This window comes from Flavobacterium sp. (genome assembly GCF_027482425.1).
Classification (GTDB): Bacteria; Bacteroidota; Bacteroidia; order Flavobacteriales; family Flavobacteriaceae; genus Flavobacterium.
In genome coordinates this window covers 15,473-41,627 of record NZ_JAIXWA010000041.1, presented here as the reverse complement: position 1 = coordinate 41,627, position 26,155 = coordinate 15,473, and the positions used below count along the sequence as shown (strand labels likewise).

The following is a 26,155-nucleotide window of genomic DNA, read 5'->3' as shown; positions in this document are numbered from 1 at the left end:
CAAACAAACTACCATGAAAAAATTAGTACTTACACTGCTCTCTGCAGTGCTTTTAACTCCTTTCTCGCTTAAAGCCGATGAGGGAATGTGGTTCTTGATGTTTATCGAACGGTTGAATCACCGCGATATGCAAAAAATGGGACTACAACTTACCGCTGAAGAGATTTACAGCATTAATAACCACAGTTTAAAAGATGCCATCGTGCAATTTAACGGAGGTTGTACGGCTGAGGTGATCTCCAAAGACGGTTTGGTTTTAACCAACCACCACTGTGGCTATGATGCTATTGCAGAATTGTCTTCGGCAGAAAAAAATTATTTGAAAGACGGCTACTGGGCTGCCAATAAAAAAGGAGAATTAAAACCGTCTAGTTTATTTGTGCGCTTTTTTGTTCGTATGGACGATTGTACCAAACGAATTTTAGGGGTAGTTAATGATAAAATGACCGAAGCAGAGCGCGAAAAAGCCATCAACGCCGAAATCGCCAAGATTGAAAAAGAAAATAACGAAGGCGGGAAATATGTCGTTTCTGTTCGTTCGTTCTTCCAAGGGAATGAGTTTTACTATTTTGTGTACCAAGATTATAAAGACGTCCGTTTGGTAGGAACGCCTCCAGAAAGCTTAGGAAAATTTGGGGGTGACACCGACAACTGGGAATGGCCTCGTCATACCGCTGACTTCTCTATGTTCCGTATTTATGGTGATGCCAATGGAAAACCAGCGGAATATTCTGAAAATAATGTGCCTTTAAAACCCAAACATTATTTACCTGTAAATTTAGGAGGGGTGAAAGAAAATGATTTTGCCATGATTTTGGGTTATCCCGGTCGTACCAACCGTTGGATGCCCGCCGGAGGAATTGAGCAAAATGTGAAGTTTGCCTATCCAGCTTGGGTAGAAGGTGCCAAAACAGGGATGGACAATATGAAAAAATACATGGATCAAAGCGCTGCTTTAAATTTGATCTATGCGTCCAAATATGCTTCTACTGCCAACTATTGGAAAAACCGTCAAGGAATGATTGATGCGTTGACCAAGTTTGAAACCGCCAAAGCCAAAGCGGCTCAAGAAGCCAAATTCAACAAATGGGCCAACAAAGCCGAAAATAAAGCAAAATACGGCACCGTAGTTGAAACTATCAACAAGTATTATGCGTTGACCAATGAAAAGTCGCGTCACGATAATTATTTACAACAATTGTTGCGCACTTCCGGAATGGGTACCATTTCACGTAGTCTGGGACGTCAATTGGAAACCTATGCCAAAGCCGATGCAGCCAAGCGCAGTCAAATGTTGCCTATGCTAACCGAAATGGCGGAAGAAATGTATAAAGAAATGCATATTCCTGCCGAGCGTGATATTTTAGCGGCTCAATTAGCGTTGTATGCTACCAAAGCGGTAGGCTATCCTATGGCGCCAATGGTGAAAAAAATTGGAGAAGCCAATCAAAATAATTTTACGAGCTATGTCAATGCCGCTTTTGACCTATCAATTTTCGGTTCTTTAGACCGCGTAAAAGCGTTTTTACAGTTTCCTTCTGAAGGACAATTGACCAACGATCCCTTGTATGTGTTGTCTGCCGATTTAATCACGCACTTCAATTCCAAATCGGATGAAATTGCCAAAGCACAAAACGACTTTGGAGCGGCTTTCCGTTTGTTGGTAGAAGGATTGCGCGAATCCAAAATTGCTACTATAAAATATCCTGACGCGAACTCAACCTTGCGTTTGACCTATGGAAAAGTTCGTTCGTTACCCGCCGACAAACGCAATGATGCTACCATTAACAACTACACTACTTTGGCGGGTCAGGTGAAAAAATACAAAAAAGGCGATGCCGAATTTGATTTACCAACGCGTATTCTTGAAATGAATGCTAATAAGGAGTTTGGACGTTATGCCGATAAAGATGGTTCATTACACGTGAATTTCTTGACAGATAATGACATCACTGGAGGTAACTCGGGTTCACCAGTATTGAATGGTAAAGGGGAATTAATTGGATTGGCTTTCGACGGTAACATTGAAGCGATGGCAGGGGATGTTATTTTTGATAAAAAATTACAACGCACCATCAACGTGGACATTCGTTACGTGTTATGGGTCATCGAAAATTTTGCTGGAGCGAAACATATCGTGGATGAAATGACTTTAGTCAAATAATTTCCTATAAAATCATATGAAAACTCCGGTCAATCGCCGGAGTTTTTTTATTTTTGAGAACGAAGAAGGAGCTTATGAAACGTTGCATGCAAATCGTATTTTTATTGTTTTCAATAGGAACAATGGCGCAATCGGATTTTGAAAAAGGCGAGCAATGGTTTAAAGCCCAAAAGTGGGAACAAGCCAAAGTTTGTTTTGAGAAAAGTTTGCGCGAGTTACCCAATGCGCCAAAAACCATAGAGTATCTTGGTGATATTGCCGGAAAGCAAGAAGATTGGGATGCTGCCATTGATCGGTATGGAAGTTTGAAGAAACGTTTTCCCAACAATGCCAATTATTGGTATAAATATGGGGGTGCTATGGGGATGAAAGCCAAATCGGTAAGTAAATTTAAAGCCCTAGGCTTGATTGATGACGTAGAAGACGCCTTTCTGAAAGCCGCTCAATTAGATGCCAAACATGTCGATACCCGTTGGGCTTTGGTCATGTTGTACTTGGAATTACCCGGTATTCTTGGGGGAAGCGAAAATAAAGCCATTAAATATGCCAACGAATTGATGGGCATTTCCAAAGTAGACGGCTTTATGGCCAAAGGATACATCGATGAGTATTTTAAACGGTACACCAAAGCCGAAGCGCATTATTTGAAAGCACACGAGATTGGGCATTCCAAAACAACGTATCAAAAACTCTATCATTTATACCAACAAAAATTAAAAAACACCGAAAAAGCCCGAAAATTAAAAGAAGAATTCGAGGGTTAATTGTCCAAAACATATGCGAACACATTTTATAGCGATAGGCGGGGCTGCCATGCACAATTTAGCTTTAGCCCTTCATCAAAAAGGGGCTCAGGTCACAGGAAGCGATGATGCCATTTTTGAACCCTCTTTATCACGTTTACAAAAAAAAGGCTTACTGCCCGAAGCGATGGGGTGGTTTCCCGAGAGAATAACGTCCGATATTGATGCTGTGATTTTAGGAATGCACGCCAAAGCCGATAATCCCGAATTATTACGGGCCCAAGCGTTGGGGTTAAAAATCTATTCCTATCCCGAATTTCTGTACGAACAATCCAAACATAAAACCCGTGTGGTCATTGGAGGATCGCATGGTAAAACAACCATCACGTCCATGATTTTACATGTGATGCATTTCCATAATATTCCAGTAGATTACATGGTAGGGGCGCAGTTGGAAGGTTTTGACACCATGGTTCATCTTACCGAAACCAATGATTTTATCGTCTTGGAAGGCGATGAATATTTGTCTTCTCCCATCGATCGACGTCCAAAATTTCATTTGTACCAACCCAATATTGCCCTACTTTCAGGTATCGCTTGGGATCATATCAACGTTTTTCCCACATTTGAAAATTACGTTCATCAATTTGAGATTTTTGTAGATCAAATCACGCAAGGCGGCATTTTGATTTATAATGAAGAAGATGTCCACGTGAAGCAAGTGGCCGAAGGGACCCAAAACACTATTCGTAAAATTCCGTATCAAACGGCAAGTTATGAAGTGAAAAATGGAAAAACCTTGCTAGATACCCCCGAAGGCCCTATGCCTATCGAAGTCTTTGGGGCACATAATCTCAATAATCTCGCTGGAGCCAAATGGGTTTGCCAATGTATGGGTGTGGATGAGGCCGATTTTTATGAAGCCATAGCCACTTTCAAGGGCGCTTCCAAACGATTGGAAAAAATTGCCGAAAGTGCTACTAAAGTCGCTTATAAAGATTTTGCGCATTCCCCAAGTAAAGTCGCCGCTACGACCAAAGCGGTTAAAAACCAGTATCCCGACCGCCAATTGGTAGCCTGTCTTGAATTGCATACCTACAGTAGCTTAAACGCTGCTTTTTTAAAAGAATATGAAGGGGCTCTAGATGCGGCCGATGTGGCTGTAGTGTTCTATTCCCCTGATGCGGTAAAAATTAAACAACTGGAAGAAGTTACCTACGAGCAAATTGCACAATCGTTCAAGCGAAATGATTTGATTATTTACACGAATCCCGATGAATTTAAATCGTTTTTGTTTGCCTACGATTTAGATCACACGGCCTTGTTGCTCATGAGTTCAGGTAATTATGGTGGACTCCATTTTGATGAGGTTAAAGGATTAATTGAATAATGAAAAGCTCCGATGATATGTCGGAGTTTTTTATTTGCCATCATATCGAAAATGGCCTACCATAGGGTATTTAAATAAGCAAGCTTCGATGATTTGTCCACTGCCAATGTTATGCACTATCATAGGAATACCCTCATTTTTGATGTGGGTGACAATGCCGATATGGGGAAGTTTTCCATTTACCAACCACGTTACGATATCCCCTGGTAAATAATCGGAAGGATTGTTACTAAGCGCTAATTTTTTGCCTTTGCGACTGAAAAACACTTCCAAGTTGGGAACACGTCGGTGGTCAATGTTTTTATCCGTAGTTTTCAATCCCCATTTTTTTATCGTAGGATATCGCTCAAAATGGGCCTTCATGTCCTCGTGTACTTCCTTTTGCAAATCTATGGTGCATTTTCGAAAGGCGCGAATCACCACATCGGTACAAACCCCAGTTTTTGGGGGAACATCGCCTCCTGGGTAACGAAGCGACACATAATCGGGGGTATAGACTACCGAGGAGTCAATAACTTGCAACGCGGCATTGGATAGCTTTTCACCAAAATTTTTAGGTGAAGCTATCGGTTTTATGTCCATAAAGGGGTTGGAGGAAGTACCTTGCAAAACCTTGGCATTTTGAGGCGACTTTTGGCAAGAAAAAAATAAAAGGACGAAAAGAAATAGTTGATTCATAAGGTACTTTCGGTAAAAACGAATTGAATCACTTATTTATTTTGTCTTTTCAAAAAAAATACCCGAAATTCGTTACTGATTTTAAAGCCAATAGTTTATGTATACTCCAATTACCCAATGGGCTGAAGATGATCGGCCGCGAGAAAAATTTTTACTCAAAGGCAAAATTGCCCTTTCCGATGCCGAATTACTAGCCATTTTACTTGGGTCAGGTTCCCGAAACGAAAGTGCCGTTCAATTGGCACAACGTATTTTAGCCCAATCCCAAAACAATTTGAATACGCTTGGCAAACAAACGATAGCACAACTTATGGCCTTTCGCGGTATCGGTGAAGCCAAAGCAATAACGATAGCTGCAGCGCTCGAACTCGGAAGGCGTCGTCGGATGGAGGAAGTTCAAGATAAAGTCAAAATTACGTCGAGCAAGACGGTATTCGATATTATGCAACCCCTCATTGGTGAGTTACCCCACGAAGAGTTTTGGGTGTTGTATTTAAACAATTCCAATAGAATTATTCACAAAGCGGTATTGTCCAAAGGAGGCATCACTGGAACTATTGTTGATATTCGTTTAATTTTTAAATCGGCATTGGAAAACCAAGCAACTTCGCTAATTTTGAGCCACAATCATCCGTCGGGAAAATTGCAAGCCAGCGAAGCCGATCGGGCCATCACCCAACGTTTAAAAATAGCTGGCCAACATTTGGATATTTTGGTTTTGGATCATGTAATCATTACAGAAACAGGATATTTAAGCTTTGCCGATGAAGGAATTTTATGAAGGTGAAAGGAATTACTGATATTTTTTTTGATTTAGATCATACGTTGTGGGATTTTGAACGGAATTCCGCATTGGCTTTTGAGTCTGTTTTACATCAGTTTGAAGTTGATGTTCCGCTCTCTGATTTCTTGACGCATTATGTGCCTTTAAATCGGTGGTACTGGGAACAATATCGTAAAGATTTGGTGTCCCAAGCGGAATTACGGTACGGACGTTTGAAAGCAACCTTTGACCGTTTGGATTACGCTATTTCCGATTCGTTAATTCATGAACTATCGGAGGCGTACATCCAAAACTTGCCTTTGAATAATCATTTGTATGACGGTGCTTTGGATCTTTTGGAGTTTTTGAAACCGCATTATAAACTTCATATCATTACTAACGGATTTCAAACGGTACAGGATAAAAAAATAAAAAATTCGGGGATTGAAAAGTTTTTTCAAACCATTACCAATTCCGAAACGGCAGGGGTCAAAAAGCCCCATCCAAAGATTTTTCAAGTGGCCTTGTCGGCTGCGCAATGTGCTCCTCAACAAGCCGTGATGATAGGGGATTGTTTAGAGGCCGATGTGCAAGGGGCGCTCGATGTGGGCATGCAGGCTATTTTTTTTAATGAATTCAAAATAGTGATTCCTGAGACTATACTTCAAGTAACCGATTTACACGAATTAAAACCAATTTTTTCTTATGCATAAATCCGTATTCTTCCTTTTTTTTATTGGACTTTTATCGATAGCTCCCCTGCAGAGTCAGGTGATTCGAATCCCTGAAAAGTTTGATTTCATGAGTTCCCCTGATCAATACGGGATTAGTACGCTGTTGCGCTTGTATTTTGAAAAATATCAATATCAAGCGGTTATCATGACCGATGTGACCGAAAAAACACTCTCCAAAAGAATAGCACCCAACGAATATGGGGTGATTATCAAAAAAAAGAGTAATTTTTTTATTACACGAATCCAAGTCTTCATTTTGGATTACGAAGGCAACGAAATAGCGATTTCCCCTGAAGGTACGAGTCGCGAAAAAGAGTTCCGCTATGCCTACATTGAGGCTACACGGGCTGCCATGGATCAATTTACAACTTTAAAAAATCGTACTCTTTTTACTACAAGTACAACGGAAAGTGAACCCACTACCACCACACCAGAACCCCAATTGATTCTAGAAGGAAAGGCGCCGCTTCCCGAGCGAAAAGTTACCTTGGAACAATATTTAGATGCGCGAACACTTTCCGAGCATACGATTGGGTTGTATGAACAGAAGGGTTTAGCTCCAATATTAGTGCTTTACAAAACTAGCTCTAGGGATTGTTTTTTGGTCACCCAAAACAATGCGCCTAAAGGGGTTTTCCTGTACCGCAATCAACAATGGTTTTGGGAATATTATGAAGAAAATCAACTTCGCATTGTCCCACAGTATATTTCGGGATTGTAATTAATACCCGTATTTGTCGTTCCATCGGTTTTGTAAAAATTTACGCAGTTCGTTTTCCCGAGCGTTATTCCCAGGTTCGTAAAACTTTGTTTCTTGAATGGCATCGGGCAGGTATTCTTGTTCGATAAAATTATTGGCATAGTTGTGCGCATAGGCATACTCTTCGCCATAGCCCAACTCTTTCATCAACTTGGTAGGAGCATTTCGTAAATGCAACGGAATGGGTAAGTCGCCTGTTTGTTTCACCAAAGCTTGGGCTTCCCCAATGGCCATATAGCTTGCATTACTTTTGGCAGAAGTAGCCAAATAAATCGCACATTGGCTTAGGATAATTCTACTTTCAGGATAGCCGATTGCTGTCACCGCTTGAAAGGTATTGTTGGCCATGATTAAAGCCGTGGGATTGGCATTACCAATATCTTCACTCGCCAAAATGAGCATTCGGCGGGCAATAAATTTTACATCTTCACCACCTTCCAACATGCGGGCCAACCAATACACCGCACCGTTGGGGTCACTCCCACGAATCGATTTGATAAAGGCCGAAATAATATCGTAATGTTGTTCGCCAGTTTTATCATAAAGCACCGTGTTTTGTTGCACCAATTCCAATACTTTAGCATTGGTAATTACTACGTCATCGCCTGGAGTGGCATTCACGACGAGCTCAAAAATATTGAGAAGTTTTCGTCCATCACCGCCCGATAAGCGTAACAGGGCCTCATATTCTTGAATCACGATGTTTCTCTGTGCCAAATGCGCGTCAATCTTCATGGCACGCTCCAGTAACGCCAATAAGTCCTCTTTGGTAAAAGGATTCAGTACATACACCTGACAGCGGGAAAGTAAAGCGGGAATAACTTCAAAACTTGGATTTTCGGTGGTAGCCCCAATAAGCGTAACCCATCCTTTTTCGACAGCACCCAACAACGAATCTTGCTGTGACTTGCTAAAACGGTGAATCTCATCGATGAAAAGAATCGGATTTTTTGTGGTAAAAATACCGCCGCTTTGTTTGGCTTTGTCAATAACATCACGAACGTCTTTCACTCCCGAATTAATGGCACTCAATTCATAGAACGGGCGGTCACTTTGTCGGGCGATAATTTGCGCTAACGTTGTTTTTCCTGTTCCAGGCGACCCCCAAAAAATCATGGAAGGAATCACGCCACGAGCAATTTGTTGGGTTAGGGAACCTTGTGGACCTACCAAGTGCAATTGACTGATATAGTCTTCAAGTTTGTGCGGGCGAACGCGTTCGGCTAAGGGTGCTTCCATACGGATCAATTTGAGTGCTAAAGGTAAAAAAAAGGAGTTAAGAAGAAAACCTTTCCCCAAACTCCGTATCCTGCCATTTTAGCAGAAATCCAACTTTGGTCATATATTTGTAAGGAGTAAATTATGAGAGACGCCCATATTTTTAAATATACCCCTGTCGTTTGGCTGTTGCCCACCCTTTTTTTGGTGACCCTTTGGGCTGTGTTTTTGGGGTTGGATTGGGCCAATATGAGTCCAAGATTTTTGGGTATTCTTCCCCGAACGACGGAAGGATTAGTGGGTATTATTTGCAGTCCATTTCTTCATGCCGACTGGCAGCATTTAACCAACAACAGTTTGCCCTTGTTTGTATTGACGATGGCGTTGATTTATTTTTACCGTGATCTATCCTTGAAAGTATTGGTCTTCGGAATTCTATTTTCAGGTTTATTTACTTGGGCCATTGGACGGCCGAATGTGCATTTGGGGGCTAGCGGACTCATTTATGTACTGGTTTCTTTTATTTTTTTTAAAGGATTGCGCACCGGTTACTACCGATTGATGGCCTTGTCTTTTGCGGTCGTTGTGGTTTATGGCGGGATGGTGTGGTATGTGTTTCCCGAAGTTGATCCACGGATTTCATGGGAAGGTCATTTGGGTGGATTTGTAACCGGGATGATCATGGCTTTTGTGTTTAAAACACCCGACTATATTTCAGAATACCGTTACGACTGGGAACATCCTGATTTTAATCCAGAAAACGATCCGTTTATGCGGCGTTTTGATGAAAATGGTCAGTTTGTAAATCCCCCAAAACTAGAAGAGATCCTTGTGGAGTATGAAGAAGAGATGGGAACAAAAGGCACTCCTATTCAAATCAATTATATTTACAAAAATGCCGAAGAATAAGTCCTTCGGCGTTTTGTTTAGATCGATAGCCGTCCTTGTATAGCCCCGATTGAAGCGGCATCCCCGTAACGCAGTGGAGGGATACAGCGTAAAGCGGGAGAGGGCTTCAAAAGAAATTGGAACGTGTTGCTCCCAATCCTTAAAAGCGTTGACGTACGGCTTCGTATAAAAAGGCGCCACAAGCCACAGATACATTTAAGGAACCAATCGTTCCGTAAAGGGGAAGTTTGGCTTTTTCATCGACAATTTTCAATACCGATGGGTTAATGCCCCGGTCTTCGCTTCCCATGATGATGGCTACGGGTTCGGTAAAGTCAACTGCATAAAGCGTATCCTCGGTTTTTTCGGTGGCCGCAACGGTTTTAATACCGCTGCCTTGCAGGTAAAATACGGCATCTTTGATATGGTCTACTTTACAAATCGGTACATTAAAAACGGCACCGGCAGAGGTTTTCACCGTATCGCCATTGACGGGAGCCGCCCCCGTTTTGGAAATGATAATGCCGTCTACACCGGTACATTCTGCGGTGCGAATGATGGCACCAAAGTTTCGGGCATCGCTGAGTTGATCAAGAATCAGAAACAACGGTTTTTTACCTGTTTCCAATACGTTTTCGACCATGGATTCTAGCGATTGGAATTGGATTGGCGCAATGGTAGCCACAACGCCTTGGTGGTTGAGATGTGTAAGGCGGTTGAGTTTTTCGACAGGTACATACGTAAACGGGAGGTTGTTGGCTTTGAGCGTTTTCATCAATTCCCGCATTAAATCGCCTTGGGCTTCTTTGTGCACAAAAATTTTATCAATTTCTTTTCCAGCATGAATGGCCTCAATGACGGCACGTATGCCAAAAATTTGGTTTTCTTTTTCCATGCGGCAAAGATAGGAATTCTGCCGTTGGTTTTGGGAATGCTTTTGGAAACGGTTTATTGCTGTTAGAAAATTGTTTTCAAACTGATTTGTACAATCGAGTTATTCAATTTGATGGCTTGGTCGTTGGTGGTGCCGTTGGCGTAGACAAAGTTGAGTAATCCATTTTTATTCAAGAGTCCAAATCCAAACCCGATACCCAACAAATTTCCATTGATATTGGTGGTTTGGTCTTGAAAATAGCCGTAATCGAGTACGCTGTGGAGGTACAAAGTATTGCTCAAGGTGTAGCGGTATTCGCTAAGAAGAGCTGAAACAAAGTTGGCTTGTAGTGTGTTTTCATTAAAACCGCGTACCGAATTAATCCCGCCAAAGCGAAAGAGTTCGTTGGTCAGGTACGATGTACTTTGCAATACAAACGTTTGGTTCCGCAGGGCAATACTGTTGCGTTTGTTCAAATAGATTTGATGGTGGAGGTTTAATTGTCCTTGAAACTGACTGTTTTTTTGTTCCAAAGCCGTTCGGGATCCCCAACCCAGTTTTAGCGAAAGTTGGGTTTTGTCGGGAAACAAGAGCGCGTCTTCTTCCGTATTCCGAACAGTCCAGAGCCATTGCGCGGTGAGAAATCGATTTTTAAAATCACGGAGTAAAGCGGTATTGGCATTATTGATATCGCTCGATTCCATGGCTTGATAGCCGAGGTACACCCGAGAAGCATAATTGAGGCAGTAGCCTATATCGATATTGGTTTGTGTATTTTGAAACGTACTGTCTTGCCTAAAAATATTGAGTTGTGCTTTCAGCGCTAGGGGTGTTTTGAAAATGTAAGGCTGATCAAAGAGTACATTAAACGTACGTTGCTCCTCACCATTGCTTTTCCAATATAGATTCATCCGTTCGCCGTTGTTTAAGACATTGGTCAAACTCACATCGAGGTATCCATTAAAAACCAATTGCTGACCGTCGGAATTAGCAAATCCAAGATAACCATCGAAGGTGTTGGCGCGCACTTTTTCCAAATAAACAAATACTTTGGTGGAATCGGTGGTGAATAAGATTTCGGGGTATTTCGTGACGCGTGCAAAACGAAACTGTCCTATGGTTTTGTGGAGTTTTTCTAAGTTTTCTTGGTTGAATGTTTGGTTGCGAAATAAGCGCTCGAGTTCTTTTTTATAGCTGGCAGGAAATTTGTCATAGCCGTTAACCACAATAGCATTTACCTTTCGCGGTTTGCCCGGTTGCACCCTTAGGGTTGCTTTTAAGGTGTCTTGTACCACGCGGATATCGGTGAGTTGGGCGCTAGCCAAGGGATAGCCGTTGCGTTCCCATTTTTTTACCCACCCATTCACCCACGGGTCCCATTCTGAAAAGGGTAGCGTTACAGGTGTTTTGGGGCGAAGGGATTCGGGCAATGAGGCCATTCCGGAGCTTGCTTGCAGTTGCATCCATGAGATTAAACGACCTGCTTTCAAAGGAGCTTTGACTAAGGTGTCATTGACGGCGGTAGGCGATTCGTAATGCGCTTCGATGTATCCCGTTTTTTGCAATTGGAGCAGCACGCGTGCCAGTTCGTCTTGAAGTTTTTGCGGCGAATCGTGTTGCTTTTGGTAATTGAATTGTTCGAGAAGGGTTTGGACTTTTTTTTCGGCTGTGGTAATCTCTAAATACTGTTTTTGTCCCTGGCAAAGGAAAAAGCTACAACCCAAACAAAATAACATCAGTATTCGCATCACGAGGATTTGTGGTAAAAATAACGTAAAAAACGATGTCTCGGTATGTTTATTGCAAATTAACGAAGATAAAAAAGGCTTGAATTTGTGAAAAACACAAGGCTTTACAATACAAATGGTTAGCGTGAAAAAAATAAATAAACATGATTTTTTTTATTAAATATAATTTATACATTTGCAACCCCGTAAAATGCGGGTAAAGTAAACATAAGTAAATTTATTATTTAAATTATGCCAACAATTCAACAATTAGTAAGAACTGGAAGAGCCAAAATCGCTAAGAAGAGTAAATCGGCTGCTTTGGATTCTTGTCCTCAACGAAGAGGGGTTTGTACGCGTGTTTACACCACTACGCCAAAAAAACCAAACTCAGCCATGCGTAAAGTTGCGCGTGTACGTTTGACCAATGGTAATGAGGTGAATGCTTACATCCCAGGAGAAGGACACAATCTACAAGAGCACTCGATAGTATTAGTGAGAGGTGGAAGGGTGAAAGATTTGCCAGGGGTACGATACCACATCGTACGTGGTGCTTTGGATACGGCCGGAGTTAACGGACGTCTTCAAAGAAGATCAAAGTACGGAGCAAAACGCCCAAAAGACAAAAAGTAATTAAAAACTTTTAATCAGAAGAAATGAGAAAAAGACAGGCCAAAAAGAGACCGCTTTTACCGGATCCAAAATTTAACGATCAATTGGTCACCCGTTTTGTGAACAACTTAATGTGGGATGGTAAAAAATCAATTGCTTTTAATGTGTTTTATTCTGCGTTGGAAATCGTAGAAACTAAAAAGCAAGATGCAGAAAAATCTGCTTTAGAAATTTGGAAGGATGCATTAACAAACGTGATGCCTCACGTAGAAGTTCGTTCACGTCGTGTGGGTGGAGCTACGTTCCAAATCCCGATGCAAATTCGTCCCGATCGTAAGATCTCTATGGCGATGAAATGGTTAATCCTTTATGCACGCAAAAGAAACGAGAAATCCATGGCGGGTAAACTAGCCTCTGAAATTTTAGCTGCAGCAAAAGAAGAAGGTGCGGCTGTGAAAAAGAGAATGGATACACACAAAATGGCAGAAGCTAACAAAGCATTCTCTCACTTTAGATTTTAATTTTTAAGCGATGGCAAGAGATTTAAAATATACCCGAAATATCGGAATTGCAGCGCACATTGACGCTGGAAAAACGACAACGACTGAGCGTATTTTGTTCTACACTGGGAAGTCTCACAAGATTGGTGAGGTTCACGATGGAGCGGCTACCATGGACTGGATGGCACAAGAGCAAGAGCGTGGTATTACCATTACTTCGGCGGCAACCACTTGTACGTGGAATTTCCCAACCGAACAAGGTAAAAATTTACCTGAAACAAAAGGATATCACTTTAACATTATCGATACTCCCGGTCACGTTGACTTTACGGTAGAAGTAAACCGTTCGTTACGTGTATTGGATGGATTGGTTTTCTTGTTCTCTGCGGTGGATGGGGTAGAGCCTCAATCCGAAACCAACTGGAGATTAGCCGACCAATACCGTGTTCCTCGTATGGGATTCGTAAACAAAATGGACCGTCAAGGGTCTAACTTCTTGGCCGTTTGTCAGCAAGTACGTGACATGTTAAAATCCAATGCAGTAGCCATCACATTGCCAATTGGGGATGAAATGGACTTCAAAGGGGTAGTGGATTTGGTAAAAAACCAAGCTATTATCTGGCATGAGGAAACACAAGGCGCTACTTTTGACATCGTTGATATTCCAGCGGAAATGGTAGATGAAGTAAGACAATACCGCTCTACCTTGATTGAAGCTGTAGCGGAATACGATGAGAACCTTTTGGATAAGTATATGGAGGATGAAAACTCTATTACCGAAGACGAAATCAACAATGCCCTACGTGCGGCTACTATTGACATGGCCATCATTCCTATGATGTGTGGTTCGTCATTTAAAAACAAAGGAGTTCAATTTATGTTGGATGCCGTTTGTAAATATTTGCCTTCACCTGTAGATAAAGAGGGTATCCAAGGAATTCACCCTGATGATGCTGATCTTCCCGAAGAAGAGCAAACTAAAATTACACGTCGTCCTGATGTAACAGAACCTTTTGCGGCTTTGGCGTTCAAAATTGCAACCGATCCTTATGTAGGTCGCTTGGCATTCTTTAGAGCGTATTCAGGTCGTTTGGATGCGGGCTCTTACATTTTGAACACACGTTCAGGGAATAAAGAACGTATTTCTCGTATCTACCAAATGCACGCTAACAAGCAAAACCCAATCGAATTTATCGAAGCGGGTGATATTGGAGCTGCTGTAGGTTTTAAAGATATCAAAACGGGGGATACCATGTGTGATGAGAAACACCCGATCATCCTTGAATCGATGAAGTTTCCTGATCCTGTAATTGGTATCGCGATTGAGCCTAAAACGAAGGCTGACGTTGATAAAATGGGTATGGCTTTGGCTAAATTGGCTGAAGAAGATCCAACATTTACCGTGCGTACTGATGAAGCTTCAGGACAAACAATCATCTCAGGGATGGGAGAGTTGCACTTAGACATCTTGGTTGACCGTATGAAACGTGAGTTCAAGGTAGAAGTAAACCAAGGTGAACCACAAGTAGAGTACAAAGAAGCATACACAAAAACAGCGCAACACCGCGAAGTCTACAAAAAGCAATCGGGTGGACGTGGAAAATTCGGGGACATCGTTTTCCGTTTGGAGCCTGCCGAAGAAGGATTTGTGGGTCTTCAGTTTGTGAATGAAGTAAAAGGAGGTAACGTACCAAAAGAATACATTCCTGCTGTAGAGAAAGGGTTTAAAGAAGCGATGAAACAAGGGCCTTTAGCGGGGTATACAGTGGATAGCTTGAAAGTAACCTTGTTGGATGGTTCGTACCACCCTGTTGACTCGGATGCACTATCTTTTGAAATGGCGGCTAAATTAGGATACAAAGAAGTTGCAAAAGCAGCGGGTGCTGTAATTCTTGAGCCTATCATGAAAATCGAAGTGATTACACCAGAAGAAAACATGGGGGATATCGTAGGTGACCTTAACCGCAGACGAGGACAAGTGAACGACATGGGTGATCGTGCCGGTTCAAAAGTAATCAAAGCGCATGTGCCACTTTCTGAAATGTTTGGTTACGTGACTACGTTGCGTACATTGTCATCGGGTAGAGCAACGTCCACTATGGAGTTCTCACACTACGAACAAACGCCTTCTAACATCTCTGATGAGGTAATCAAAAAAGCAAAAGGTAACGCTTAATTCTTGAAAAGATGAGTCAAAAAATTAGAATAAAATTGAAATCTTACGATCATATGTTGGTGGATAAATCCGCTGAAAAAATCGTAAAAACAGTGAAAAGCACAGGTGCTGTAGTAACGGGTCCAATTCCACTTCCTACACACAAGAAAATCTTCACCGTATTACGTTCTCCTCACGTAAACAAAAAAGCACGTGAGCAGTTCGAAGTAAGCTCATACAAACGTTTGTTAGACATTTATAGTTCTTCTTCTAAGACTATTGATGCATTAATGAAGTTAGAGCTTCCTAGTGGTGTTGAAGTAGAGATCAAAGTGTGATAAGTCACTTTTTATACCTATAAAATGACCGGTTATGACCGGTCATTTTTTTTATGTTTTGGGTCGTAAAAAAATGTATGTGAAGGCTCTTTTTTTGAGGGTATAATTTCCGAATGAAATTTTGTTGATAACTATTTTTAGAAGTTTTTTCTCTTTTTTAGCAAATTAAAACACAGGGAAGTTTCGTTTATTACTATTGTTTTCGGGGGCTCGCATCATATTTTCACCAATTTTTATTTTGTATAATTTATCGTTTAAAGTCGGTTAATTACTTCCTGAAAAATAATTACTTAGATTATTTTGATTGATGGATTCTAATCTATATATTTGCACGCTCAAAAAAATGGCTACTTGCCATTGCTAAACAATGTTTAATTAATTAATAATTTTTATGTCTGGGTTAATTGGAAGAAAAATCGGCATGACCAGCATCTTTGACGAGAACGGGAAAAACATCCCATGTACCGTAATTGAAGCAGGTCCATGTGTCGTTACCCAAGTCAGAACCAAAGAGGTTGACGGGTATGAAGCGTTGCAACTTGGTTTCGATGACAAAACAGAAAAACACGCCACCAAAGCGGCCGTAGGTCACTTTAAAAAAGCGGGGACATCTGCCAAGAAAAAAGTCGTTGAATTCCAAGGTTTTGAAACGGAGTATAAATTAGGTGATAACATCACTGTTGACGTTTTCAGCGAAGGCGAATTTGTCGATGTACAAGGCGTGTCGAAAGGAAAAGGTTTCCAAGGGGTTGTGAAACGCCACGGATTTGGTGGGGTTGGACAATCTACACACGGTCAGCACAACCGTTTGCGTGCACCGGGATCTGTGGGTGCTTCATCGTATCCTTCTCGTGTATTCAAAGGAATGCGTATGGCCGGAAGAATGGGAGGTCAAAATGTTAAAGTACAAAATCTTAGAGTTTTAAAAGTCGTAGCTGACAAAAACCTATTGGTGGTTAAAGGTGCGGTTCCTGGACATAAAAACTCGTATGTAATCATTCAGAAGTAATGGAAGTAAAAGTTTTAGATAGTAACGGAAAAGATACAGGCAGAAAAGTAGAACTTTCTGATGCTGTATTTGGCATCGAGCCAAACAACCATGCGGTATATCTTGATGTTAAGCAATACCTTGCTAACCAAAGACAAGGAACACACAAAGCGAAAGAGCGCAATGAAGTGGCTGGTAGTACACGCAAGATAAAAAAACAAAAAGGAACAGGTACAGCGCGTGCAGGTAGTGTTAAGTCTCCTGTATTCGTTGGTGGAGGTACAATTTTCGGTCCTCGTCCACGTAGCTATTCTTTCAAATTGAACAAAGGCTTGAAGCGTTTAGCACGTAAATCAGCTTTGTCCATGAAAGCGAAAGAGTCTAATTTGATTGTTGTGGAAGATTTCACTTTTGAAACACCAAGCACCAAAAAATTCCTTAGTGTATTGAATGCTTTAGGGTTAGAGAACAAAAAATCATTGTTCGTGTTGGGTGATACAAATAATAATGTATATTTGTCGTCACGCAATTTACAAGCCTCTAAGGTTGTAACTTCTTCAGAATTAAGTACTTACGGCATATTACATGCAAATAATTTAGTGCTAACTGAGAGTTCTGTAGCGGGAATTGTAGAAAATTTAAGTAAATAACAGAGCCATGAGTATCATCATTAAACCTATCATTACCGAAAAAGTGACCAAAGACGGGGAGCTTTTTAATCGTTTTGGTTTCGTTGTAGATAAAAAAGCCAACAAAGTACAGATCAAGAAAGCTGTAGAGGCTGCTTATGGCGTTACCGTTGTTGAAGTTAATACGATGAATGTTCGTCCTGATCGTACTACTAAATACACCAAAAGTGGTTTGATTCAAGGAAAAACAAATTCGTACAAAAAAGCCATCGTACAAGTACAGGAAGGTGAAACAATTGATTTTTATTCTAATAACTAAGTAAACAATGTCAGTTAGAAAATTAAAACCTATTACCCCTGGCCAGCGTTTTAGAGTTGTCAATGGTTTTGACGCCATTACAACTGATAAGCCGGAGCGTTCATTGATCGCACCGAAAAAAAGCTCAGGAGGTAGAAATAGTCAAGGAAAAATGACCATGCGTTACACAGGCGGTGGTCACAAGCAACGTTATCGTATTATCGATTTCAAAAGAACTAAGTTTGGTATCCCTGCAACCGTTAAGTCGATTGAGTATGATCCAAACCGAACTGCCTTTATCGCATTATTAGCGTATGCGGATGGAGAAAAAACCTATATCATTGCTCAAAATGGTTTACAGGTAGGTCAGACAGTGGTATCAGGTGAAAATGCTGCGCCTGAAATCGGAAACACTTTGCCCTTAAGTAAGATTCCTCTTGGTACCGTAATTTCATGTATTGAATTGCGTCCAGGTCAAGGAGCTATTATTGCGCGTTCAGCGGGTACTTTTGCCCAATTAATGGCGCGTGATGGTAAATATGCAACCATAAAAATGCCTTCAGGTGAAACTCGTTTAATCTTGTTGACGTGTATGGCTACCATTGGGGCAGTTTCTAACTCTGACCACCAATTGATTGTATCTGGTAAAGCAGGTAGAAGCAGATGGTTAGGTAGAAGACCAAGAACAAGACCAGTAGCGATGAACCCAGTTGATCACCCCATGGGAGGTGGTGAAGGACGTTCTTCAGGAGGTCACCCACGTTCTAGAAAAGGTCTACCGGCTAAAGGATATAGAACACGTTCTTTAGTTAATCCAAGTAACAAGTATATTGTTGAACGCAGAAAGAAATAATTAGATAGACATGGCACGTTCATTAAAGAAAGGACCTTACGTTCACTATAAATTAGAAAAGAAAGTTTTAGAAAACGCTGAAAATGGCAATAAAAATGTGGTTAAGACTTGGTCAAGAGCCTCAATGATTACGCCTGACTTCGTTGGACAAACTATCGCAGTTCACAATGGTCGCCAATTCGTTCCCGTATATGTTACCGAGAACATGGTAGGTCATAAATTAGGAGAATTTTCACCAACAAGATCCTTTAGAGGTCATGCTGGAGCTAAAAATAAAGGTAAAAAATAAGAAGAAATGGGAGTTCGTAAAAGAAATACAGCAGACGCAAGAAAAGAGGCGAATAAGTCTTTGGCTTTTGCTAAGTTAAATAACTGCCCTACTTCACCTAGAAAAATGCGCTTAGTAGCAGACTTGGTAAGAGGTCAGAAAGTGGAAAGAGCACTTAGTATTCTAAGATTCAGCTCAAAAGAAGCTTCACGCAAGTTGGAAAAACTATTGTTATCTGCAATCAATAACTGGGAGCAGAAAAATAGTGAAGGCAATGTGGCAGAAGCAGGCTTATTTGTAAAAGAGATCAAAGTTGATGGAGGTGTAATGTTAAAACGATTACGTCCTGCTCCACAAGGTCGCGCACACAGAATCAGAAAACGTTCCAACCACGTAACCATCGTGTTAGGACAAGTAGATAACACACAAAGTAATTAATAAACAGTATGGGACAAAAGACAAATCCAATTGGAAATCGCCTTGGTATCATCAGAGGATGGGATTCAAACTGGTATGGTGGAAATGATTACGGCGACAAAATTGCTGAAGATTATAAAATCAGAAAGTATATCCATGCGCGTTTATCAAAAGCTAGTGTATCTAAAGTAATTATCGAGCGCACTTTGAAACTTGTAACCGTTACTATCACTACGGCTCGTCCTGGTATCATCATTGGTAAAGGCGGTCAAGAGGTAGACAAGTTGAAAGAAGAACTTAAGAAAATTACTGACAAAGAGGTTCAAATCAACATCTTTGAAATTAAAAGACCCGAGTTGGATGCATTTCTAGTAGCTTCTAGTATCGCACGTCAAATCGAAAGTCGTATTTCATACCGAAGAGCTATTAAAATGGCTATCGCGGCTGCTATGCGTATGAATGCGGAAGGAATTAAAGTAATGATTTCTGGTCGTTTGAATGGAGCTGAAATGGCACGTTCTGAAAATTTCAAAGAAGGTCGTATTCCTCTATCCACTTTCAGAGCCGATATTGATTATGCTTTGGCTGAAGCACATACTACTTACGGTAGAATGGGTATCAAAGTATGGATCATGAAAGGTGAAGTTTACGGAAAACGCGATTTATCGCCATTAGTAGGCATGGATAAAAAACAAGCTGCTGGTGGTAAAGGGGATGCACCCCGTAATGGGAAATCCGGTAAATCGGGAGGGGCCCGTAAAAGAAAGTAATTTTTTAAATTAAAGAAAAATGTTACAGCCTAAAAGAACAAAATACCGCAAGGTACAGAAAGGTAAAATGAAAGGCGTGTCACAACGTGGACATGTACTTTCCAACGGAATGTTTGGAATTAAATCGTTGGATTCAGCGTTTTTAACATCCCGTCAAATCGAGGCTGCTCGTATCGCTGCTACCCGTTACATGAAGCGTGAAGGACAGTTATGGATTAAGATCTTCCCGGATAAACCAATTACAAAGAAACCCTTAGAAGTACGTATGGGTAAAGGTAAAGGTGCCGTTGAATATTGGGCTGCCGTTGTTAAACCAGGCAGAATCATGTTTGAAGTAGGAGGGGTACCTCTGTCAGTAGCAAAAGAAGCATTACGTTTAGCTGCCCAGAAGCTTCCTGTGAAAACTAAGTTTGTTGTTGCAAGAGATTTCGAAGCATAATCAAGTAATTATTATGAAACAATCAGAAATTATCAATCTGTCTACAGCTGAGTTGCAAGCAAAGCTTAGTGAAATGAAAAAGTCTTACGCTGATTTACAAATGGCTCACGCCGTTTCTCCAATCCAAAATCCGCTTCAAATTCGCAGTATGCGTAGAACGGTAGCTCGATTGGCGACTGAATTAAGCAAAAGAGAGTTACAATAATTGTAATATCCGCTGAATGATGGAAAAAAGAAATTTAAGAAAAGAAAGAATTGGTGTGGTTACTAGCAACAAAATGGCAAAATCTATTGTTGTTGCTGAAACTAAAAAAGTAAAGCACCCATTATATGGTAAGTTCGTGTTAAAAACTAAGAAATATGTTGCACACGACGAAAAAAATGACTGTAACATTGGCGATACCGTACGTATCATGGAAACACGTCCGTTGAGTAAAACCAAATGTTGGAGATTAGTTGAAATCATTGAAAGAGCGAAGTAATCATGGTACAACAGGAAAGTAGATTAAAAGTTGCGGATAACACAGGTGCTAAAGAAGTACTAACTATCCGCGTATTAGGAGGAACGAAACGTCGTTATGCCTCTGTTGGAGATAAAATTGTAGTTTCTATCAAAGATGCCACACCTAACGGAAACGTTAAAAAAGGTGCGGTTTCTACTGCAGTTGTTGTACGTACCAAAAAAGAAGTACGTCGTGCTGATGGTTCTTACATCCGTTTTGATGATAACGCTTGTGTATTGTTGAATGCGGCAGGTGAGATGCGTGGTACGCGTGTTTTTGGTCCGGTTGCTCGAGAGCTTCGTGAGAAGCAATTCATGAAAATTGTATCATTGGCACCTGAAGTGCTTTAATTCGATCAAGAGATGACAAAGATTAAAATTAAATCAGGCGACGTTGTTAAAGTCATTGCTGGTGACCACAAAGGGGCAGAAGGCAAGGTAGTTCGTGTAATCCGTGAGGATAACAAAGCGATCGTGGAAGGAGTCAATATGGTTTCTAAACACACCAAGCCAAGCGCTCAAAATCCTCAAGGGGGTATTGTAAAGAAAGAAGCTCCTATTCATATTTCTAACTTAGCTTTAGTAGATCCTAAATCCAAAGAAGCTACCAAAGTTGGATTCAAGTCTGAAGGAGATAAGAAAGTAAGATTTTCAAAAAAATCTAATCAAGTATTGTAGTTATGGCATATATTCCAAGACTAAAACAAGAATATAAGAGTCGTGTTATCACCGCTCTTAAAGATGAATTCGGTTACAAAAATGTAATGCAAGTGCCTAAACTTGAGAAAATTGTAATTAGCCGAGGTGTAGGTGCTGCGGTATCTGATAAAAAATTAGTAGATTACGCGGTTGATGAGTTGACTAAAATCACCGGTCAAAAAGCGTTAGCGACCATTTCTAAAAAAGACGTGGCTTCTTTTAAATTGCGTAAGGGAATGCCTATTGGTGCTAAAGTGACTTTACGTGGTGAGCGTATGTATGAATTCTTGGATCGTTTGATTACTTCAGCGTTACCTCGTGTACGTGATTTCAGCGGAATCAAAGCCAATGGTTTTGATGGACGTGGAAATTACAACTTAGGGGTTACAGAGCAAATCATTTTCCCTGAAATCGACATCGATAAAGTGAACAAAATTGCCGGTATGGACATTACTTTTGTAACGACTGCCAAAACCGACAAAGAAGCAAAATCATTACTAGCTGAATTAGGTTTACCTTTTAAAAAGAATTAAGTTATGGCTAAAGAATCAATGAAAGCCCGTGAGGTGAAACGCCAAAAAACGGTAGCGAAATATGCTGAAAAGCGCAAAGCGTTATTAGAAGCAGGAGATTACGAAGGGTTACAAAAGTTACCTAAAAATGCTTCTCCTGTTCGTTTACACAACCGTTGTAAATTAACGGGTCGTCCACGCGGATATATGCGTCAATTCGGTATTTCACGTGTTACTTTCCGTGAAATGGCCAACCAAGGCTTGATTCCAGGGGTGAAAAAAGCCAGCTGGTAAGCAACTAAAAGTTTAATTGGTTAAAGGTTCGCTGAGCATAGTGTTCAGCGAAAACCATAACCGCAAATTCATACATATGTATACAGATCCAATTGCCGATTTTCTTACGAGAATTAGAAATGCAGCAAAAGCCAATCACAAAGTGGTTGAAATTCCTGCTTCTAATATGAAGAAAGAAATCACCAAAATTTTATTTGATCAAGGGTATATCTTAAGCTATAAGTTTGAAGATAATACCGTTCAGGGTACCATCAAAATCGCTCTTAAGTACGATAAGGATACTAAAGAGTCAGTGATTAGAGATATCCAAAGAATTAGTAAACCAGGTTTACGTAAATATGCAGGTGCTACAAAATTACCCCGAATCTTGAACGGTTTGGGTATTGCTATTGTGTCAACTTCCAAAGGATTGATGACCGGTAAGCAAGCGCGCCAGTTGAATGTGGGTGGTGAAGTTATTTGTTACGTATACTAATAAAAAGGGAAACGATGTCAAGAATAGGTAAAAGCCCAATTACGATCCCAGCGGGAGTAGAGGTAACTCTAGGCGAAGGTGTGATTACAGTAAAAGGAAAATTAGGTCAACTTACACAGGAGTTCTCAGACGTAACTGTAAAAGTTGAAGGTGATCAAATCACAGTTGAACGATCATCTGATTATAAAGATCAACGCGCAAAACACGGTTTATACCGCTCTTTAATCAACAACATGATTACTGGGGTTTCAACAGGTTTTACGAATGAATTAGAACTAGTAGGGGTAGGATATCGTGCTTCTAATGCAGGTCAAAAATTGGATCTTGCTTTAGGATATTCGCACAATATCGTTTTAGAAATTGCACCAGAAGTTACGGTGGAAACTATTTCTGAAAAAGGAAAAAACCCTATTGTAAAACTTACCTCTTACGACAAACAGCTTTTAGGTCAAGTGACTGCGAAAATTCGCGGTTTCCGTAAGCCTGAGCCATACAAAGGAAAAGGTATCAAGTTTGTAGGTGAAGTATTAAGAAGAAAAGCAGGTAAATCAGCTTAAAAATAAAGGTTATGTCATTATCAAAATCGGAAAGAAGACAAAGAATTCAGTTCAGAATCCGTAAGATTGTTAAGGGTACTGCTACCCAACCCAGACTTTCGGTATTCAGAAGTAATAAAGAAATCTATGCCCAGCTCATAGACGATGTGAATGGTGTTACTTTATTAGCTGCTTCATCGCGCGAAAAAGGAGTAGATTTCAAAGGTACAAACGTGGAAATTGCCGAGCAAGTTGGAAAACTTTTGGGTGAAAAAGCGTTAAAAGCAGGTGTTGAAACTATCGCATTCGATCGTGGTGGTTATTTATACCATGGACGTGTTAAATCATTAGCAGATGGCGCTAGAGCCGCTGGACTTAAATTCTAATCGTTATGTACAAGTACAAAAATATCGAACTAGTAAAACCCAGCGGACTTGAGTTGAAAGACCGTTTGGTGAGTGTAAATCGTGTTACTAAAGTAACCAAAGGAGGTAGAGCATTTGGTTTCTCTGCTATCGTCGTTGTCGGAGATGAGCATGGTGTAGTAGGTCACGGTCTTGGAAAATCCAAAGACGTTTCTGAAGCAATTGCTAAAGCGGTAGAAGATGCAAAGAAAAATCTAGTGCGCATTCCTCTTAGTGGTCACTCTGTACCTCACGAACAAAAAGGAAAATACGGAGGAGCTCGCGTTTATTTAATGCCTGCTTCACACGGTACCGGAGTTATTGCTGGTGGTGCTGTTCGTGCCGTTTTGGAATCGGTAGGTGTTCACGATGTATTGTCAAAATCGCAAGGATCCTCAAACCCTCACAATGTGGTAAAAGCTACTTTTGATGCATTGCTTCAAATGCGAAGTGCAGCTACTGTTGCCAAACAAAGAGGAGTGTCTTTGGATAAAGTTTTTAAAGGATAATTCGCTTAAAGTATGGCAAAGTTAGTAGTAAAACAAGTAAGAAGTCAAATCAACTGTCCTCAATCTCAAAAAAGAGGTTTGGTTGCTTTAGGTCTTCGTAGAATAGGACAAGTTGTGGAACATGAATCAAACCCAGCTATCCTTGGAATGATAAATAAAGTTAAACACTTAGTTTCCGTTGAGGAAGTTAAATAACAAGATACGTTATGAATTTAAGTAACTTACAACCAGCAGCGGGTTCTACGCACAACCAAAACAAAAGAGTAGGTCGTGGAGAAGGTTCCGGAAAAGGAGGTACTTCAACGCGTGGTCACAAAGGAGCTAAGTCTCGTTCTGGTTACTCCAAAAAGATTGGTTTTGAAGGAGGTCAGATGCCACTTCAACGTCGTGTTCCAAAGTTTGGTTTTAAAAATATCAACCGAGTAGAGTATCAAGGTGTAAACTTAGACACGCTTCAGGCTTTAGTAGACAATGGTTTGGTTACAGATACTGTAGATTTTACAGTATTGGTAGATAATCGTTTGGCTACTAAAAATGAATTAGTAAAAATTCTAGGTCGCGGCGAGTTAAAGGCAAAATTAAAAGTAACTGCTCACAAATTTACAGCTACGGCTAAAGCAGCAATCGAAGCTGCCGGTGGTGAGGCTGTAACTTTATAATCTGTTAACTTTATGAAGAAGTTTATTGAATCCATTAAGAGCGTTTGGAAAATTGAAGAGTTGAAAAACCGTATCGTTTTCACCTTAGGCTTGCTTTTGGTATACCGATTCGGGGCTCACGTCACACTTCCAGGTATTGATGCCAATCAGTTAGCCAACTTGGCGGGTCAAACCGATCAAGGTTTGGGTTCTATTTTGGACATGTTTACCGGAGGTGCCTTCTCTAAAGCATCGGTTTTTGCTTTAGGTATTATGCCATACATCTCTGCATCAATTGTTGTTCAATTAATGGGGATTGCAATTCCGTATCTTCAAAAGCTACAGAAGGATGGTGAAAGCGGTCGTAAAAAGTTAAATCAAATTACCCGTTGGTTAACGATAGGGATTACCTTGTTGCAAGGGCCAGGGTATATTTACAACCTATACCAAACCATTCCTTCAAGTGCCTTTTTATTAGGATTTGATTCATTTGCATTCTTATTCTCATCGGTGTTGATCTTAACTACAGGGACAATTTTTGCCATGTGGTTGGGTGAAAAAATTACCGATAAAGGAATAGGAAACGGAATCTCATTGTTAATCATGGTCGGAATTTTAGCGCGCTTACCACAAGCACTAATTCAAGAATTTTCATCTCGTGTAACAAATAATAACGGGGGACCCATGTTGTTGGTTTTTGAGATTATTATTTGGTTATTGGTGATTATCGCTTGTGTATTGTTGGTTATGGCGGTTCGAAAAATTCCGGTGCAATATGCACGCCGAACAACTACAGGTGATTTTGAACAAGATGCCAACGGAGGTAATCGTCAATGGATTCCATTGAAGTTGAATGCTTCTGGGGTAATGCCAATCATTTTTGCACAAGCCATTATGTTTATTCCTGGTGTTGTGGCTGGTTTGTCGAAATCCGATGTTTCCCAATCCATTGCGGGTACTTTCAGTAATATCTTTGGATTATGGTATAATGTTGTTTTTGCTTTGCTAATCATCATTTTCACCTATTTCTACACCGCAATTACAGTCCCAACCAATAAAATGGCTGACGATTTGAAACGTAGTGGTGGTTTTATTCCTGGGGTTAAACCGGGTGTTGAAACTTCCGATTACTTAGACCGTATTATGTCTTTGATTACGTTCCCTGGGTCGTTATTCCTAGCGTTGATTGCCGTATTCCCTGCGATTGTAGTGAGTATGGATGTGCAACAATCTTGGGCCATGTTTTACGGTGGAACTTCGTTGATCATTATGGTAGGTGTAGCCATCGATACAATTCAACAGATCAATACGTATCTTTTGAATCAACACTATGACAGTTTGATGAAAAGTGGTAAAAATAGAAAAGCAGTAGCTTAATTT

General features: G+C 40.7%; 36 protein-coding genes. 32 read left to right on the top strand and 4 right to left on the bottom strand.

Annotation, left to right across the window (positions count from 1 at the left end):
* Window positions 1-13: 13 nt before the first annotated feature.
* The 3 genes from Q0037_RS05260 to murC all read left to right on the top strand — a co-directional run bounded on the left by Q0037_RS05260 (window position 14) and on the right by murC (window position 4,297).
* The gene (locus Q0037_RS05260; protein ID WP_297516392.1) at window positions 14-2,164 is read left to right on the top strand and encodes a S46 family peptidase; all 2,151 of its coding nucleotides are present in this window, start codon (window positions 14-16) and stop codon (window positions 2,162-2,164) included.
* 74 nt (window positions 2,165-2,238) lie between these two features.
* Window positions 2,239-2,928: a hypothetical protein gene (locus Q0037_RS05255; protein WP_297516390.1), complete on the top strand. Its 690-nt coding sequence runs from the start codon at window positions 2,239-2,241 to the stop codon at window positions 2,926-2,928.
* A 13-nt stretch (window positions 2,929-2,941) separates the two neighbouring features.
* Window positions 2,942-4,297 (top strand): Mur ligase family protein, encoded by a 1,356-nt coding sequence (gene murC, locus Q0037_RS05250; protein WP_297516388.1) that lies wholly within the window; start codon window positions 2,942-2,944, stop codon window positions 4,295-4,297.
* A 30-nt stretch (window positions 4,298-4,327) separates the two neighbouring features.
* Here the strand turns inward: murC and Q0037_RS05245 are convergent, their stop codons facing one another.
* Complete coding sequence (locus Q0037_RS05245) at window positions 4,328-4,975, bottom strand: DUF1287 domain-containing protein (protein ID WP_297516386.1); 648 nt, start codon at window positions 4,973-4,975, stop codon at window positions 4,328-4,330.
* Between the two features lie 97 nt (window positions 4,976-5,072).
* On the opposite strand from Q0037_RS05245, the gene radC reads away from it, so the two are divergent.
* Genes radC through Q0037_RS05230 form a run of 3 tightly spaced genes read left to right on the top strand, consistent with a single transcriptional unit; the run spans window position 5,073 to window position 7,193 of the window.
* Window positions 5,073-5,756: a DNA repair protein RadC gene (gene radC / locus Q0037_RS05240; RefSeq protein WP_297516384.1), complete on the top strand. Its 684-nt coding sequence runs from the start codon at window positions 5,073-5,075 to the stop codon at window positions 5,754-5,756.
* Window positions 5,753-6,451 (top strand): YjjG family noncanonical pyrimidine nucleotidase, encoded by a 699-nt coding sequence (locus Q0037_RS05235; protein WP_297516382.1) that lies wholly within the window; start codon window positions 5,753-5,755, stop codon window positions 6,449-6,451. The genes radC and Q0037_RS05235 overlap by 4 nt, the downstream gene beginning before the upstream one ends.
* The gene (locus Q0037_RS05230) at window positions 6,444-7,193 is read left to right on the top strand and encodes a hypothetical protein (protein WP_297516380.1); all 750 of its coding nucleotides are present in this window, start codon (window positions 6,444-6,446) and stop codon (window positions 7,191-7,193) included. Before Q0037_RS05235 ends, Q0037_RS05230 begins: the two co-directional genes overlap by 8 nt.
* Here the strand turns inward: Q0037_RS05230 and Q0037_RS05225 are convergent, their stop codons facing one another.
* Window positions 7,194-8,471: a replication-associated recombination protein A gene (locus Q0037_RS05225; RefSeq protein ID WP_297516379.1), complete on the bottom strand. Its 1,278-nt coding sequence runs from the start codon at window positions 8,469-8,471 to the stop codon at window positions 7,194-7,196. It abuts the gene before it with no gap.
* A gap of 123 nt (window positions 8,472-8,594) precedes the next feature.
* Between Q0037_RS05225 and Q0037_RS05220 the strand changes: the two genes are divergently transcribed.
* The gene (locus tag Q0037_RS05220; protein WP_297516378.1) at window positions 8,595-9,359 is read left to right on the top strand and encodes a rhomboid family intramembrane serine protease; all 765 of its coding nucleotides are present in this window, start codon (window positions 8,595-8,597) and stop codon (window positions 9,357-9,359) included.
* Window positions 9,360-9,498: 139 nt separating this feature from the next.
* On the opposite strand, the gene rlmB is transcribed toward Q0037_RS05220, so the two are convergent.
* Window positions 9,499-10,233 carry a 23S rRNA (guanosine(2251)-2'-O)-methyltransferase RlmB gene (gene rlmB / locus Q0037_RS05215; RefSeq protein WP_297516377.1) on the bottom strand — a complete coding sequence of 245 codons (735 nt, stop codon included), beginning with the start codon at window positions 10,231-10,233 and terminating at the stop codon, window positions 9,499-9,501.
* A 62-nt stretch (window positions 10,234-10,295) separates the two neighbouring features.
* On the bottom strand, window positions 10,296-11,960 hold the full coding sequence (locus Q0037_RS05210; protein WP_297516376.1) for a BamA/TamA family outer membrane protein: 1,665 nt from the start codon (window positions 11,958-11,960) through the stop codon (window positions 10,296-10,298).
* 231 nt (window positions 11,961-12,191) lie between these two features.
* On the opposite strand from Q0037_RS05210, the gene rpsL reads away from it, so the two are divergent.
* The 25 genes from rpsL to secY all read left to right on the top strand — a co-directional run bounded on the left by rpsL (window position 12,192) and on the right by secY (window position 26,152).
* A complete protein-coding gene (gene rpsL / locus Q0037_RS05205) occupies window positions 12,192-12,572 on the top strand; it encodes a 30S ribosomal protein S12 (protein WP_073361330.1) in 381 nt (126 codons plus the stop codon).
* Between the two features lie 23 nt (window positions 12,573-12,595).
* Window positions 12,596-13,072 (top strand): 30S ribosomal protein S7, encoded by a 477-nt coding sequence (gene rpsG / locus Q0037_RS05200; protein ID WP_073361328.1) that lies wholly within the window; start codon window positions 12,596-12,598, stop codon window positions 13,070-13,072.
* A 10-nt stretch (window positions 13,073-13,082) separates the two neighbouring features.
* Entirely contained in the window at window positions 13,083-15,227 is a 2,145-nt protein-coding gene (gene fusA, locus Q0037_RS05195; protein ID WP_297516370.1) for an elongation factor G, read from the top strand.
* An 11-nt stretch (window positions 15,228-15,238) separates the two neighbouring features.
* On the top strand, window positions 15,239-15,544 hold the full coding sequence (gene rpsJ / locus Q0037_RS05190) for a 30S ribosomal protein S10 (RefSeq protein WP_026710316.1): 306 nt from the start codon (window positions 15,239-15,241) through the stop codon (window positions 15,542-15,544).
* Between the two features lie 391 nt (window positions 15,545-15,935).
* Window positions 15,936-16,553 carry a 50S ribosomal protein L3 gene (rplC, locus tag Q0037_RS05185; protein WP_073361324.1) on the top strand — a complete coding sequence of 206 codons (618 nt, stop codon included), beginning with the start codon at window positions 15,936-15,938 and terminating at the stop codon, window positions 16,551-16,553.
* Window positions 16,553-17,182 carry a 50S ribosomal protein L4 gene (gene rplD / locus Q0037_RS05180; RefSeq protein WP_297516367.1) on the top strand — a complete coding sequence of 210 codons (630 nt, stop codon included), beginning with the start codon at window positions 16,553-16,555 and terminating at the stop codon, window positions 17,180-17,182. Before rplC ends, rplD begins: the two co-directional genes overlap by 1 nt.
* Before the next feature lie 7 nt (window positions 17,183-17,189).
* Window positions 17,190-17,480: a 50S ribosomal protein L23 gene (rplW, locus tag Q0037_RS05175; RefSeq protein WP_073361320.1), complete on the top strand. Its 291-nt coding sequence runs from the start codon at window positions 17,190-17,192 to the stop codon at window positions 17,478-17,480.
* A 7-nt stretch (window positions 17,481-17,487) separates the two neighbouring features.
* The gene (gene rplB, locus Q0037_RS05170) at window positions 17,488-18,312 is read left to right on the top strand and encodes a 50S ribosomal protein L2 (protein ID WP_297516365.1); all 825 of its coding nucleotides are present in this window, start codon (window positions 17,488-17,490) and stop codon (window positions 18,310-18,312) included.
* Window positions 18,313-18,322: 10 nt separating this feature from the next.
* Window positions 18,323-18,601 (top strand): 30S ribosomal protein S19, encoded by a 279-nt coding sequence (gene rpsS / locus Q0037_RS05165; protein ID WP_073361315.1) that lies wholly within the window; start codon window positions 18,323-18,325, stop codon window positions 18,599-18,601.
* A 6-nt stretch (window positions 18,602-18,607) separates the two neighbouring features.
* Window positions 18,608-19,018: a 50S ribosomal protein L22 gene (gene rplV / locus Q0037_RS05160; RefSeq protein WP_073361313.1), complete on the top strand. Its 411-nt coding sequence runs from the start codon at window positions 18,608-18,610 to the stop codon at window positions 19,016-19,018.
* Window positions 19,019-19,026: 8 nt separating this feature from the next.
* The gene (gene rpsC, locus Q0037_RS05155; protein WP_073361311.1) at window positions 19,027-19,767 is read left to right on the top strand and encodes a 30S ribosomal protein S3; all 741 of its coding nucleotides are present in this window, start codon (window positions 19,027-19,029) and stop codon (window positions 19,765-19,767) included.
* Between the two features lie 19 nt (window positions 19,768-19,786).
* The gene (gene rplP, locus Q0037_RS05150; protein ID WP_073361309.1) at window positions 19,787-20,206 is read left to right on the top strand and encodes a 50S ribosomal protein L16; all 420 of its coding nucleotides are present in this window, start codon (window positions 19,787-19,789) and stop codon (window positions 20,204-20,206) included.
* A 13-nt stretch (window positions 20,207-20,219) separates the two neighbouring features.
* A complete protein-coding gene (gene rpmC, locus Q0037_RS05145) occupies window positions 20,220-20,411 on the top strand; it encodes a 50S ribosomal protein L29 (RefSeq protein ID WP_073361307.1) in 192 nt (63 codons plus the stop codon).
* Window positions 20,412-20,430: 19 nt separating this feature from the next.
* On the top strand, window positions 20,431-20,688 hold the full coding sequence (gene rpsQ, locus Q0037_RS05140) for a 30S ribosomal protein S17 (protein WP_073361652.1): 258 nt from the start codon (window positions 20,431-20,433) through the stop codon (window positions 20,686-20,688).
* A 2-nt stretch (window positions 20,689-20,690) separates the two neighbouring features.
* Window positions 20,691-21,059: a 50S ribosomal protein L14 gene (gene rplN, locus Q0037_RS05135; protein ID WP_007803649.1), complete on the top strand. Its 369-nt coding sequence runs from the start codon at window positions 20,691-20,693 to the stop codon at window positions 21,057-21,059.
* A gap of 12 nt (window positions 21,060-21,071) precedes the next feature.
* Entirely contained in the window at window positions 21,072-21,386 is a 315-nt protein-coding gene (gene rplX / locus Q0037_RS05130; RefSeq protein ID WP_287781869.1) for a 50S ribosomal protein L24, read from the top strand.
* Window positions 21,387-21,388: 2 nt separating this feature from the next.
* The gene (rplE, locus tag Q0037_RS05125) at window positions 21,389-21,940 is read left to right on the top strand and encodes a 50S ribosomal protein L5 (protein WP_297516361.1); all 552 of its coding nucleotides are present in this window, start codon (window positions 21,389-21,391) and stop codon (window positions 21,938-21,940) included.
* Between the two features lie 3 nt (window positions 21,941-21,943).
* A complete protein-coding gene (gene rpsN / locus Q0037_RS05120; RefSeq protein ID WP_073361301.1) occupies window positions 21,944-22,213 on the top strand; it encodes a 30S ribosomal protein S14 in 270 nt (89 codons plus the stop codon).
* Window positions 22,214-22,289: 76 nt separating this feature from the next.
* Window positions 22,290-22,688: a 30S ribosomal protein S8 gene (gene rpsH / locus Q0037_RS05115; protein WP_287781872.1), complete on the top strand. Its 399-nt coding sequence runs from the start codon at window positions 22,290-22,292 to the stop codon at window positions 22,686-22,688.
* A gap of 14 nt (window positions 22,689-22,702) precedes the next feature.
* Window positions 22,703-23,245: a 50S ribosomal protein L6 gene (gene rplF / locus Q0037_RS05110; RefSeq protein WP_073361297.1), complete on the top strand. Its 543-nt coding sequence runs from the start codon at window positions 22,703-22,705 to the stop codon at window positions 23,243-23,245.
* Window positions 23,246-23,256: 11 nt separating this feature from the next.
* Window positions 23,257-23,610: a 50S ribosomal protein L18 gene (gene rplR / locus Q0037_RS05105; RefSeq protein WP_073361295.1), complete on the top strand. Its 354-nt coding sequence runs from the start codon at window positions 23,257-23,259 to the stop codon at window positions 23,608-23,610.
* 5 nt (window positions 23,611-23,615) lie between these two features.
* On the top strand, window positions 23,616-24,137 hold the full coding sequence (gene rpsE, locus Q0037_RS05100; protein ID WP_073361293.1) for a 30S ribosomal protein S5: 522 nt from the start codon (window positions 23,616-23,618) through the stop codon (window positions 24,135-24,137).
* Between the two features lie 12 nt (window positions 24,138-24,149).
* Window positions 24,150-24,332, top strand: a complete 183-nt coding sequence (gene rpmD, locus Q0037_RS05095; RefSeq protein ID WP_073361291.1) for a 50S ribosomal protein L30 — start codon at window positions 24,150-24,152, stop codon at window positions 24,330-24,332.
* A gap of 11 nt (window positions 24,333-24,343) precedes the next feature.
* On the top strand, window positions 24,344-24,796 hold the full coding sequence (gene rplO / locus Q0037_RS05090; RefSeq protein WP_297516355.1) for a 50S ribosomal protein L15: 453 nt from the start codon (window positions 24,344-24,346) through the stop codon (window positions 24,794-24,796).
* A gap of 12 nt (window positions 24,797-24,808) precedes the next feature.
* The gene (gene secY / locus Q0037_RS05085; RefSeq protein ID WP_073361287.1) at window positions 24,809-26,152 is read left to right on the top strand and encodes a preprotein translocase subunit SecY; all 1,344 of its coding nucleotides are present in this window, start codon (window positions 24,809-24,811) and stop codon (window positions 26,150-26,152) included.
* The last annotated feature ends 3 nt before the right edge of the window (window positions 26,153-26,155 follow it).